This window comes from Halorubrum sp. 48-1-W, assembly GCF_003287355.1.
In the GTDB taxonomy this organism is placed as follows: Archaea; Halobacteriota; Halobacteria; order Halobacteriales; family Haloferacaceae; genus Halorubrum.
The window spans coordinates 52894-65186 of sequence record NZ_QMIM01000017.1; the positions used below are offsets into that span (position 1 = coordinate 52894).

Sequence of the window (12293 nt, forward strand, 5' to 3'; positions counted from 1 at the left end):
GACGCCGTGACACTCGGCTGAGAACCGATCTCACGTGTCCAACGTCGCCACGGTGTCGATCCCGTACACCGCGGCGGGCGTCTCGACGTGTGCGCGCCGGACGGCCGTCCCGTATCCCGATTCCAGTAGCCACCGGACCCGCCGCGGGACGGTCTTCGGTCCGAGCACCATCCCCGGCCTGTCGGGGTCGTCGACGAAGTCCGTCTCCATCAGGAACGGCTCGCCCGACTCCGCGGCGCGTTCGAGTCTGTCCTTCTCGCTCATCACGCTCGGGGTCGGCCCCGCGAGCCGTCCGGCTGCGTAGTGTTTCACCACCCTGTCCGGGGCGAGCCCGACCGATTCGGCGAGGTCCGCGAGGTCGGTGAGGTCCTCGCTCGCCTCCGTGTGGAGTTGAACCGCGCAGTCGACCGCAACAGCCCGTTCGAAGGCGTGACGCGTCACCGCGTTCGAGGCGTCCCACACCGCGTCGCTCACGTCGTAGTGGGGCCTGCCCGACTTCAGCGCCAGCGCCCGGCCGTCACCGACGTACTCGCTCGCGACGTCGATGCCGCCACACATCAACTCGCGCGCCTCGTCGGGGGTGAAGCCGCGGTCGTCGACCAGCCGACTCACGAGTCCCGGATGGACGCCGAGGACGGGCCACGCGCGGCCGGGAAGCACCTCCGTCGCCTCGGCGACGACGTCGAGCGTCTCCTCGAAGACTGCCCGGAAGTCGTCCGGCTCCTCGACGTCGACGCCGAGGAGCCACGACGGCTTGTTGACGACGAGGAGGTGGGTGCCGCCGAGACGGACGAAGTCCTCGACGGCGTCGATACCGCGGCCGTGTCGTGGGTCGAGGTGGAGGTGGTTGTCCAGCACCGGCGTGTCGAGGTCGACGGTCATGTCTCGTATCGCGGGTTCGGGTCGGATAGGCGTTCCGCGACGCTCCGGGGCGGCGGAACGGGCCCGACGTCGTCGGAAACCCTCTTGTCGTCGCCCGCCGATACCCGTCCCATGTCCCGGCCCGCCACCGCCCTCGTCCTCCTCGCCGTCGGCGGCCTGCTGCTGGCGAACCCGCTGTACCTGCCGGTCGCGACCGCTGAGACGACGACTGCCTACGCCCACGCGGTCGAGCCGGTCGGCCCGGAGACGCCCTCTTACGGGGACGGAGACGTGGTCGAGCGGGACGACCTCGGCCCGGACGCCCGCGAGGCCTTCGATCGGGCACGGGAGTCCGCCGATGGCGGGTTCACAGTGGAGGACCCCGACGAGCGGGCCGAGTCGCTGTCGTACCCGTCGGGCCCCACGCTCGGGAACGGGTTGCTCGTCGTCGCCCACGGCGGGACCCACTACGAGTTCTGGACCCGGTCGGTCGAGCGCGAACCCGGATCCGTCGTCGCACAACGCGTCGTCGTTCAGCCGGTCGGGTTCCTCATGGTCGTCGCGGCGGTCGCAGTCGGCGTCCCGGACGACATCGAACGCGGACGATAGACACCGCGCCGATCGGTCCTACTTCGTGTCGTCGGATTTGGGAGCGTCGCCGTCGCCGCCGTCGCCGCCATCGTCGCCGCCGTCGCCGCCATCAGCGTCGCCGTCTACGACTTCGTCGAGCCGCTGCTCGACGGTGTCGTCCACCGTCGAGGCGACGGTTTTCTCGACGGTCTCCTCGACGGTCTCTTCCACCGTCTCCTCGACAGTTTCCTTCACGTTCTCCTCGACCGTCCCTTCGACCGTTTCTTCTACCGTCTCCTCGACCGTTTCTTCTACCGTCTCGCCGACCGTCGCCTCGACGGTCTCCTCGACCGTCTTCTCGACGTCCTCGGACACCTTCTCGACGGTCTCCTCGACGTCCTTCGTCACCTCGCCGACCTTCGCCTCGACGGTCTTCTCGACGTCCTCGGACACCTTGCCGACGCTCTGGTCGACCGCCTCCTCGACCTCGTCGGCGCGGGGGCGGCGGTCGACGCGCTCGTTTACCGCCTCGAGGCGCTCGATGACCGCGTCGACCTCGGTCTTCAGCGTCTCCTCGACGTTCTCCGTGACCTCCTGCGTCATCCAGTCGGGGTCGAACCGGGCCATCTTCCAGAACACGTGGATGGCGTACGAGACGAGCACGCCCATCCCGAAGGCGATCCCGACCCGGTTTCCGACGACCGCGAAGAGGGCGACGGCGACGAAGATCAACACACCGTAGGCCAGATCGACGAAGAAGTCCACCCTGCGAGGATTCATCGACCCACCTCGACGGCCGCCCCGGTCCGTCCGCTCGTGGTTCCGTTCATTCTGTTCGCGTCCACCTACAGGGCCCAACGGGTAATACCGATCGCTTCGCTACGACTGGGCGCGGTCCGACGAAGGAAGGTCCGACTGGGCGGGTTCGGACGATCCCCGCGACGACAGGACCCGCTCCGTGGAGTCGTCGACCTCGACCAGGTGACAGAGGGGGTTCCCGGGGTAGACGACGGGGTTCTCGAGAACGCCGATCAACAGCCCGGTGAAGGGGGCTTTCACGCCGACCGCGTCCTCCTTGAACGGGTTGGTGATCGTCGCGATCCGTTCGCCCTCCTGAACCAGCGAACCGCTCTCGTAGTGGGTGTCGACGATCCCGCCGGAGTCGGCCCGGAGCCACGTCTTCTCGCCCGATCCCGCGACGACCGTGCGCCAGCCGGGCCAGCGGACCGACTCCGTCTCGAGCAGGCCGTACTCCGCGAACACCGACCGGACGCCCGCGAGCGCGTCGTCGATGAGGTGTCGCTGGAACCGGTGGGCCTCGCCCATCTCGATCGTGACCGTCGGGATCCCGTCCGCGGTCGCCTCCCCGCGGAGGGTCCCGCTCGGGCCCTCGCTGTCGATGATCACGCTCGAGCCGAACGCCATTGCGAGGCGGTAGACCCCCTCGTCGGTCATGTCGCCGCGGGCGTGGAGCATGTTCGTCCGTCCCCGCGTCGAGGTGTGGAAGTCGATCCCGAAGTCGCACGGCTCGACGAAGTTCGAGTAGATCCGGTGGGCCATCCGATTCGAACTCGTCGACCCAGGCTTTCCGGGGAACGACCGGTTCAGGTCCCGGTCGTAGACGGGGAGGTACCGCTGTTGGGCGAGGAAGCCGGGCACGTTGAGCACGGGGAGACAGACGATCGTCCCCGAGAGTTCCGAGAGGTCCCACTCGTGAGCGACCTCGCGGACGACCTCGATCCCGTTGAGTTCGTCGCCGTGGGAGGCCGCGGAGAGGAACGCGGTCGGGCCGTCGCGCTCGCCGTTGACGATCGTTACCGGGATGCGGACGGGGTCGCCGAGGTACGTCTCGCTGATGCCGTAGCGGATGTTCTGTGTCTCGCCGGGCGGGACCGCGCCGCCGTTGTACGTGAATGCCCGGTCGCTTCCCATGTCACACGCGAGCCGGGGACGGGGTTTATACGTGACGCACGGACGACGAACGTGTCAGACAGGGTTTGGGCGTGTGAAACGATCGGACCAGTTTTTATCCCGGCCGTCACAGTGGTCCGCATGGGAACGGATCCGGTCCGAGTGGGCGTGCTGTCGTTACACAACAGCAAGGAGACGAAGGCGATCTGTAACGCGGTCGAGGACCTCGGCCACGAGCCGGTGTGGCTCCGCGAGGAGAACGCGGCGATAAGCGTCGAGGACGGCGACGTGTCGGTCGAGCCGGCCGTCGACGTGATCGCGAACCGGCTCCTGTTGTCGAACACCGACCAGCCCGCGGAGCTGCTCGGGCTCGCCGCCACCTTCGAGCGGATCCGACCGATGCTCAACGAGCCGAACGCGGTGCTCGCGTCGATCCACAAGTTCGCCACAGCGGCGACGCTCGCCGACTGGAACATCCGCGTGCCCGACGCCCTGCTCGCGCTCTCGAACGACCGGCTCAACCAGGACCGCGAGCGGTTCGGCGAGGTGGGGGTGTACAAGACGGCGATCGGCACCCACGGCGGCGGCACCTGGAAGGTCGACCTCACCGAGCGGGTGAACCCGAAGGTCGGCAACCGTCAGGCGTTCCTCCAGCAACTCATCGACCGGGACGACGAGAAACACCGTGACCTCCGGGTGTACATCGTCGGCGACGAGATCGTCGGCTCGATGTACCGATACGCCCCGGAGGGCGACTGGCGGACCAACGTCGCGCTCGGTGGCGCGGTCGAGGACGCCACCGACGACATGCCCGAGGAGGCTGCCGACACCGCACTGTACGCCGCGGAGGTGATGGGGCTCGACTACGCCGGCGTCGACCTCGTCGAGGGGTACGACGGCTGGTACGTCCTCGAGGTCAACCCGACGGCGGGGTTCAAGGGGCTCTTCGAGGCGACCGGCACGAGCCCCGCGCCGCACATCGCAAAGCTCGCGATCGAGACCGTCGACGGCGAGCTCGACGACGACGACGTGGCCCGCATCGCGAACACGCTCGACGACTCCCGCCCCTCGTGTGCGCCGAAACCGAAGTCACGGCCGTCCGAACAGCCCGTCATCGGCTACATCGAGGAGGTCGTCGCCACCGGCACCTCCGGGTCGGTCCAGGCGTTCGCGAAGTCCGACACGGGCGCGACCCGGACCAGCATCGACACCCAACTGGCCGCGGAGATCGGCGCGGGCCCGATAAAGAGCATGACTCGGGTAAAGTCGGGCAGCGTCAAGGGCGGAAAGGCCCGTCCCGTCGTCGACCTCGTGATCGGGATCGGGGGCAACCAACACACCGTCACCGCGAGCGTCGAGGACCGCGGACACATGGATTATCCGCTCCTGCTCGGTCGCGACATCCTCAGTGATTACCGTGTCAACGTCCGGAAGCGCGCCGACGTCGACGAAGCGGAGCGCGGCGAGGACCGCGAGATCTTGGAAGAAGAGGAGTAGTCCGGCCTGCGAGGCCCGCCGTTTCTGGGATCCGCCGTCGCCGGACTGCCGGTGCTACTCGGTAGCGTCGCCGACGGCTACTCGTCGATGTCGACGCCGACGGCCCGTACCGGCGCGCCGTCGCTCGGGAGCGCGAGCGGGTACGCGCGGAGTTCGAACCGCTCGTCGAGGGCACCGAGTCCGGCGAGGTTCTCCACGATCAGCGAGCCGTCGCCGAGCAGTGCGTGGTGCGCCTCGAACCCCGTCGGCTCGTCGTCACCGGCGTTCGGCGACGGCGTCGGGTCCGGGTTCAGGGTGTCGACGGCGACGTCGAACCCGCGGTCGGCACACGCCTCGGCGGCCGCCGGCGAGAGGTACGGGTGGTCGAGGTAGCGGTCCGTTCCCCACGTGGCGTCCCACCCGGTCCAGAACGCGAGGAGGTCCACGTCGGCGTCCGGGACGCGCCGGGCGGGGATCGGTTCGCGGGCGCCGATATCCCGGCAGTCGACGCGGAGCGCGTCGAAGACGAACCGTTCGACCGGGTAGGCGTCCAGCGTTCGGCCGTCGGGCTCCGTGTGCGCGGGCGCGTCGACGTGTGTCCCGGAGTGGCTCCCACACTCGACGGACTCGACGTGGAAGCCGTCGGTCCCGTGGGTCGCGGCGGGTTCGACGGTGACGGCGGGGTCGCCCGGGTACGTCTGTATGCCGGTCTCGATGGGATGGCTGAGGTCGTGGTGCACAGCCGAGTCAGGGAACCGGACACGGAAAACGACCCCCGCTACCGAACCCGCGGGTCGACGAGACCCCGACCGTCCCCCCGACGTCGCTCGGCGCCCCTATCGGCGGGTCGCTCGGCGTCTCGACCGGCGAGTCACTCGGCGTCTCGACCGGTGACTTTCCGGACGCACGAGGAGCCGAACGGCCCGAGTTCGCCGGCCTCGAGCCGGAGGAAGTGTCCGGTCGTGATCCCCGCGCCGCACCGCTTACACTCGAACTCGCCCTCGCGGGCGACCACCTGGCTGTCGTACTCCACGTAGGTTCCGCCCCGCAGCACACGCAGGCGGGCGTTCTCGCGTTCGATCACGCCGCGTTTCTCCGCCGTGTCGAGTATCTCTCGCGTGAGCGCGGGGTTCGTCGTCACGGTCTCGATCCGGTCCATCGCCTCGGGCAGTGAGAGCTCCTCGCGTTCGAGGTGTGCGAGGAGCTCGACGGCGAGCTCCACCTTCTCCGCACGCGTCGCCGGCTCGCTCACGCCCGAGCCGACGGCCGTGACGGACATAAGTCGGTCGGGACCGACGGCCAAGGGCAAGACAGTTATCGGGCGGCCGGTTTCCCCCCGTATGGACGTACTGGAAGTCGCCGCGCGGGCGACCGCGACGGGGCCGGTGTGTGACGCCTGTCTCGGTCGACTGGTCGCCGACCGGAGCTTCGGGCTGTCGAACGCCGAGCGCGGGTCGGCGCTGCGAACCTCGCTCGCGTTGCGCGAGGACGACGACCACGAGCCGGTCGCGACCGCGGACTGCTGGGTGTGTGAGGGTCGGTGTGACGAGTTCGACGAGTGGGCCGAACGCGCGGTGGAGGCGGTCGAGGGGACGGCGTTTTCCACCTACAACGTCGGGACTCGGCCGCCGCCGCTGATCGAGGAAAACGAGGCGTTGCTCCGCGAGGAGGCCGACTTGGCGGCGGACGCCGGCGAGCCGTTCAAATCGGAGTTCAACCGCGAAGTGGGCAAACGCGTCGGTCGACTGACGGGCGCTGAGGTCTCCTTCGACCGCCCGGACGTCCAGTTCACGATCGACCTCGCCGAGGACGACCTCGACGCGAAGGTGAACTCCGCGTTCGTGTACGGGCGCTACCGGAAGCTGGAGCGCGACGTCCCCCAGACCGAGTGGCCCTGTCGGGAGTGTCAGGGGTCGGGTCGGCAGGGGGCGGACCCGTGTGACCACTGCGGCGGCTCGGGGTACCTCTACGACGACAGCGTCGAGGAGTACACCGCGCCGATCGTCGAGGACGTGATGGACGGCACCGAGGCGACGTTCCACGGCGCGGGCCGCGAGGACGTCGACGCGCGCATGCTCGGTACCGGCCGCCCGTTCGTGATCGAGGTCGCGGAGCCGCGTCGCAGACGGGTCGACACCGACCGGCTCGAGGCCGACATCAACGCGTTCGCCGGGGGCGCAGTCGAGGTCGAGGGGCTCCGGCTCGCGAGCTACGACATGGTCGAGCGCGTCAAGGAACACGACGCCTCGAAGCGCTACCGCGCCGAGGTGCGGTTCGACGCCGACGTCGACGGCGACGACCTCTCGGCCGCGATCGACGAACTGGAGGGCGCGACGGTCGAGCAGTACACGCCGAACCGCGTCGACCACCGGCGCGCGGGCCTCACCCGCGAGCGCGACGTGTACGAGGCCGACGCCGAGCTCGCCGACCCGCGACACGCCACCGTCGAGGTCCACGGCGCGGGCGGGCTCTACATCAAGGAGCTGATCTCCGGCGACGAGGGGCGGACCGAGCCGAGCCTCGCCGGGCTCCTCGGGGTCGGCGCCGAAGTCACCGCCCTCGACGTCCTCGCCGTCGAGGGGGAAGACGAGCCGTTCGAGGACGAGGCGTTCTTCAGGGATTGACCTCCGCGGGGACCGCTCCCGGCCCGGGACAGCATCCGTCGGATCAACGGGATTTATGAGACGCACGTCTGACGCGTAGGGTATGAAGGGGAGCGACGCCGACGTCGACGACGCCGATGCCGGCGGCGGCGAAACCGACTCGCCGGTGGACACGGGCCCGGGAACCGAAACTCCGGCGGTCGGCGAACCGGTCGTCGAGCCGGCAGTCGCGACGGCCGCGGCGGACGTTCCGACGGCGGGCGACGTGGCGTTGAACGGGCTCGACCGCGCGACCCGCCCCGACCGCGTCTCCTCGGTCCTCGTCGCGGTGGGGCCCGGGCCCCACTCCGGTGCGACGGTCGACGTCGGGAGACGGCTCGCCGAGGCGACCGACGCGTGGCTGGAGCTGTTCCACGTCGTCCCCTCCGAGGAAGCGCTCACGGCCGGGGGCGCTCGCGAGGTCGATGGGGACGCCGGGAACGAGGACGGCGACTACGAGACGGCCGGCGAGCGCCTCCTCGACGCCGCCCGTGACCGCCTCGGGGCGTTCGACCGCGTGGACCGCTGGCTCGTCGAGGACCGAACCGCCGCGGGCGCGATCGTCGAGCAGTCGCCGTACTACGACCTCGTCGTCCTCGGCGCGCCGACGACCGGCGCAGTCGGCCGGTTCGTCTTCGGCTCCACGACCGACACCGTCGTCGACGAGGCGGCGGTCCCGGTGGTCGTCGTCGAGGCTGCCGACGAACAGCCGCTCGAGTAGCCCACCGTCGCCCGCTTTTCGATTCGAGCACGTCGTGCGTCCTTGACCCCCGGGCGACAGCGTTAAATTAGTGTACATACTTGTACATTACAACACGGACACATACATCGGTGAACACTATGGATATTCAGCACACGGTCGAACGCGTGACGAACGGGGAGGACCTGTCGCTCGAGGAGGCCCGCGAGGCGGCGCGGCTCGTCTTCGAGGAGATGACCGAGGCGCAGATCGGGGCGCTCCTCGCCGCGTTGCGTGCGAAGGGCGAGACCGAGGCGGAGATCGCGGGCTTCGCTCGGGGGATGCGCGACGCCGCCCGGACGATCGAGCCGGACCGCTCGCCGCTCGTCGACACCTGCGGGACCGGCGGGGACGACTACGACACGATCAACGTCTCGACGACCGCCGCCATCGTCACTGCGGGCGCGGGCGTACCGATCGCCAAACACGGCAACTACTCGGTTTCCTCCTCCTCCGGCAGCGCCGACGTGCTCGAGGTCGCCGGCGCGGACGTCGAGGCCGAGCCGGCCGAGGTCGAGGCCGCCATCGAGGACGACGGGATCGGGTTCATGCTCGCGCCCGTCTTCCACCCCGCGATGAAGGCGGTCATCGGCCCGCGAAAGGAGCTCGGGATGCGGACGGTGTTCAACGTGCTCGGCCCGCTGACGAACCCCGCCGGCGCTGACGCCCAGCTGCTCGGCGTCTACGACCCCGACCTGGTCGCGCCGATCGCCCGCGCGCTCGCACACATGCCCGTCGAGCGCGCGCTCGTCGTCCACGGCGCGGGGATGGACGAGATCGGCATCCACGACGAGACGGTCGCCGCCGAGGTCGACGGCGACGAGGTGACGGAGTTCACGATCACGCCGGAGGGCCTCGGGGTGGAGCGAGCGCCGATCGAGGCGGTCGCGGGCGGGTCGCCCGAGGAGAACGCCGCGGACCTCCGGGGGATCGTCGACGGCTCGGTGACGGGCGCGAAACGCGACCTGGTCCTCGTGAACGCGGGCGCGGCCATCTACGTCGCCGGCGAGGCCGACTCCCTGTCCGAGGGCGTCGAGCGCGCGGCGGAGGCGATCGACTCCGGGGCGGCTACGGAGAAGTTCGCGGCACTCTGCGGCGACGGGGCGGAACCGGCCGACTCGAGCGTGGCCGCGGGCTCCGGCGCGGAGGTCGAGTGATGGCGCGAGTGAAGGTGTGCGGGCTCACCGACGGCGCGGACCTCCGGGCAGCCGTCGAGGCGGGGGCCGACGCGGTCGGCGTGATAACCGAGGTCCCGGTCGACACGTCCCGCGAGGTCGACCCGGCTCGCGCGGCGGACCTGCTCGCCGACGTCCCCCCGTTCGTCACGGCGACGCTCGTCACGATGCCGACCTCGGCCGAACGCGCGGTCGAACTCGTCCGGACCATCGGCCCCGACGCCGTCCAGCTCCACGGCGAGTGGACGCCCGACGAACTCCGGTTCATCCGCGCGGAGACCGAACGAAAGGTACTGCTCGCCGTCGACGCGACGGACCCGGTCCGCGCCGAGGAGTTCGACGGCGTCGCCGACGCGCTCGTCGTCGACTCGACGCGCGAGTCCGGGGCGGGCGGCACCGGCGAGACCCACGACTGGGCGGCGACCGGCGAACTGGCCGAGCGACTGACCGTTCCCGTCGTGCTCGCCGGCGGGCTCACCGCGGAGAACGTCGCCGAGGCGGTGCGGGTCGCTGACCCCTTCGCGGTCGACGTCGCCTCCGGCGTCGAGCGTATCGAGGGGCGGAAGGACCACAACGCGGTCGCCCGGTTCGTCACCAACGCGGGCCGCGAGATGGAGGTCGTATGAACGGCGACCACGACGGGGCGACCCCGCTCGACCGCTCGCGCGCGGAGTTCGTCGAGTTGGTCGACGGCGCCGAGCGGCCGGTCGTCGTCCGGGCGGCCGCGTCGCTCGATCCCGGGGTCACCCCGCTCTCGGCGTACGCCACGCTCGTCGGCGACGAGCCGTACGGCTTCCTCCTCGAGTCCGGCGAGAAGGTGGCCTCGAGCGACCCCGACGGCGCGTTCACCGCCGGCGGGAAGGCGGACAGACACGCCCGCTACTCGTTCGTCGGCTACGACCCGGAGGCGGTCGTCTCGGTTCGCCCGGAGGGGACGCGGGTGACCCAGCTCGGTCCCGCCGCGGCGTTCGTCGGCGACGTCGACCAGTTCGACGTCGACGCGGGCGGTGCGGACGACGACCGCGGCACCGACGCCGACGTCATCGATCGGATCCGCACGGCGTTCCCCGACGTGGCCCGTCGCGGATTCCCCGAGACGGACCGGCAGATCCTCTCCGGCGGCTTCGTCGGCTTCCTCGCGTACGAGGCGGTCTACGACCTCTGGCTCGAGGAGGTCGGCGTCGAGCGACCGGCGACCGACTTCCCCGACGCCGAGTTCCTCCTGACGACGCGGACGGTCGTCTTCGACGAGAAGGAGGGAACCGTCGAGCTGGTGTTCACGCCGATCGTCGACGTCGACGACGACCCCGGCGAGGTCTACGATGCGCTCGCCGCGGAGGCCGACAGGGTCGCTGCCGACCTCACGGCCGCCGAGCCGCCGGACCCCGGCGGGATCCGGGTGCGCGAGGAGGAAGCCGATCCGCAAGAGGCCTACGAGGAGGCGGTGCGGACCGCGAAGCGCCACGTGCTCGACGGCGACATCTATCAGGGCGTGATCTCCCGGAGTCGCCGTCTCCGCGGGGACGTCGACCCGCTCGGGCTGTACGCGGCGCTGCGGGAGATCAACCCCTCGCCGTACATGTACGTCCTCCGGCACGACGACCGGACGGTGGTCGGCGCGAGCCCAGAGACGCTCGTCTCGGTGAAAGGCGACCGGGTCGTCTCGAACCCGATCGCGGGCACCTGTCCGCGCGGGACGAGCCCGGTCGAGGACCGGCGGCTGGCCGGCGAGATGCTCGCGGACGGGAAGGAGCGCGCCGAACACACCATGCTCGTCGACCTCGCACGCAACGACGTCCGCCGGGTGTCGGAGCCGGGGTCCGTCCGCGTCGAGGAGTTCATGAACGTGCTGAAATACAGCCACGTCCAGCACATCGAGTCGACGGTGACGGGGACGCTCGCGTCCGGGTCGGACCCGTTCGACGCCACGCGGGCGGCGTTCCCCGCGGGCACGCTCACCGGTGCGCCGAAGGTGCGCGCGATGGAGATCATCGACGACCTCGAGACGACCCCGCGGGGCGCCTACGGCGGCGGCGTCGGCTACTACTCGTGGACCGGCGACGCCGACTTCGCCATCGTGATCCGGACCGCGACGATCCGCGAGGGGATCGGGGCGGACGGCGGCGTCGACACCGGCGTCGACGAGATCACGGTCCGCGCCGGCGCGGGGCTCGTCGCGGACTCGGACCCGACCGCGGAGTACGAGGAGACCGAACACAAGATGGAGGGCGTCCTCGCCGCGATCGATCGCGTCCGCGAGGACGAACCCACCCTGGAGGGGATCGAGAAATGAAGGTCGTCGTCGTCGACAACTTCGACTCGTTCACCTACAACCTCGTCGAGTACGTCTCGGAGCTGTCGATCGGCGACGGCACCGACGTCAACATCACCGTGTTGAAGAACACCGCGTCGCTGGCGGCGGTGGAAGCCGAGGAGCCCGACGCCGTGTTGATCAGCCCCGGTCCGGGCCACCCGAAGAACGACCGGGACGTGGGCGTCTCCGCGTCCGTGCTCCGCGAACTGTCCCCCGACGTCCCCACGCTCGGGGTGTGTCTCGGGCTGGAGGCGGCCGTCCACGAGTACGGCGGCACGGTCGGTCACGCGCCGGAGCCGATCCACGGCAAGGCGTTCCCGGTCGACCACGACGGCGAGGGCGTGTTCGCCGGCCTCGAACAGGGCTTTCGTGCGGGGCGGTACCACTCGCTCGTCGCCACGGAGGTGCCCGAGTCGTTCGCGGTCACCGCGACGACCGATCACGACGGCGAGCCGGTCGTGATGGGGATCCGACACCGGGACCACCCGATCGAGGCGGTCCAGTTCCACCCCGAGAGCGTCCTCACCGCGGTCGGCCACGACGTGATCCGGAACTTCCTCGAATCGGTCGCGTAAGAGACGGTAGGCGGCGACGGTTCCGCCGTG

At 70.3% G+C, this 12293-nt stretch carries 13 protein-coding genes; 8 read left to right on the plus strand and 5 right to left on the minus strand.

Going from position 1 to position 12293, the window contains the following annotated elements; genetic code table 11:
• Positions 1–30: 30 nt before the first annotated feature.
• The gene (locus DQW50_RS08975) at positions 31–882 is read right to left on the minus strand and encodes a TatD family hydrolase (protein WP_112078944.1); all 852 of its coding nucleotides are present in this window, start codon (positions 880–882) and stop codon (positions 31–33) included.
• Between the two features lie 111 nt (positions 883–993).
• Between DQW50_RS08975 and DQW50_RS08980 the strand changes: the two genes are divergently transcribed.
• Positions 994–1470: a hypothetical protein gene (locus DQW50_RS08980; protein ID WP_112078945.1), complete on the plus strand. Its 477-nt coding sequence runs from the start codon at positions 994–996 to the stop codon at positions 1468–1470.
• 18 nt (positions 1471–1488) lie between these two features.
• On the opposite strand, the gene DQW50_RS08985 is transcribed toward DQW50_RS08980, so the two are convergent.
• Together DQW50_RS08985 and DQW50_RS08990 are read right to left on the minus strand one after the other, a co-directional pair.
• On the minus strand, positions 1489–2211 hold the full coding sequence (locus tag DQW50_RS08985; RefSeq protein WP_112078946.1) for a hypothetical protein: 723 nt from the start codon (positions 2209–2211) through the stop codon (positions 1489–1491).
• 99 nt (positions 2212–2310) lie between these two features.
• Positions 2311–3363: a succinylglutamate desuccinylase/aspartoacylase family protein gene (locus DQW50_RS08990; RefSeq protein ID WP_112078947.1), complete on the minus strand. Its 1053-nt coding sequence runs from the start codon at positions 3361–3363 to the stop codon at positions 2311–2313.
• Between the two features lie 120 nt (positions 3364–3483).
• Here DQW50_RS08990 and DQW50_RS08995 point away from each other — a divergent pair, with 120 nt between their 5' ends.
• Entirely contained in the window at positions 3484–4839 is a 1356-nt protein-coding gene (locus DQW50_RS08995) for a RimK/LysX family protein (protein ID WP_198664648.1), read from the plus strand.
• A gap of 77 nt (positions 4840–4916) precedes the next feature.
• Here DQW50_RS08995 and DQW50_RS09000 read toward each other — a convergent pair whose 3' ends face one another.
• A complete protein-coding gene (locus DQW50_RS09000) occupies positions 4917–5558 on the minus strand; it encodes a cyclase family protein (RefSeq protein WP_112078948.1) in 642 nt (213 codons plus the stop codon).
• Between the two features lie 131 nt (positions 5559–5689).
• Complete coding sequence (locus DQW50_RS09005; RefSeq protein ID WP_112078996.1) at positions 5690–6070, minus strand: DUF5830 family protein; 381 nt, start codon at positions 6068–6070, stop codon at positions 5690–5692.
• A gap of 88 nt (positions 6071–6158) precedes the next feature.
• On the opposite strand from DQW50_RS09005, the gene DQW50_RS09010 reads away from it, so the two are divergent.
• The 6 genes from DQW50_RS09010 to trpG all read left to right on the plus strand — a co-directional run bounded on the left by DQW50_RS09010 (position 6159) and on the right by trpG (position 12263).
• A complete protein-coding gene (locus DQW50_RS09010) occupies positions 6159–7442 on the plus strand; it encodes a tRNA pseudouridine(54/55) synthase Pus10 (protein ID WP_112078949.1) in 1284 nt (427 codons plus the stop codon).
• Between the two features lie 82 nt (positions 7443–7524).
• Positions 7525–8181, plus strand: coding sequence for a universal stress protein (locus tag DQW50_RS09015; protein WP_112078950.1), 657 nt, complete (start codon positions 7525–7527; stop codon positions 8179–8181).
• Between the two features lie 119 nt (positions 8182–8300).
• On the plus strand, positions 8301–9356 hold the full coding sequence (gene trpD, locus DQW50_RS09020) for an anthranilate phosphoribosyltransferase (RefSeq protein WP_112078951.1): 1056 nt from the start codon (positions 8301–8303) through the stop codon (positions 9354–9356).
• Positions 9356–10000 carry a phosphoribosylanthranilate isomerase gene (locus DQW50_RS09025; RefSeq protein ID WP_112078952.1) on the plus strand — a complete coding sequence of 215 codons (645 nt, stop codon included), beginning with the start codon at positions 9356–9358 and terminating at the stop codon, positions 9998–10000. Before trpD ends, DQW50_RS09025 begins: the two co-directional genes overlap by 1 nt.
• Positions 9997–11667: an anthranilate synthase component I gene (gene trpE, locus DQW50_RS09030; protein WP_112078953.1), complete on the plus strand. Its 1671-nt coding sequence runs from the start codon at positions 9997–9999 to the stop codon at positions 11665–11667. The genes DQW50_RS09025 and trpE overlap by 4 nt, the downstream gene beginning before the upstream one ends.
• Positions 11664–12263 carry an anthranilate synthase component II gene (gene trpG / locus DQW50_RS09035; RefSeq protein WP_112078954.1) on the plus strand — a complete coding sequence of 200 codons (600 nt, stop codon included), beginning with the start codon at positions 11664–11666 and terminating at the stop codon, positions 12261–12263. The genes trpE and trpG overlap by 4 nt, the downstream gene beginning before the upstream one ends.
• Positions 12264–12293 lie beyond the last annotated feature (30 nt).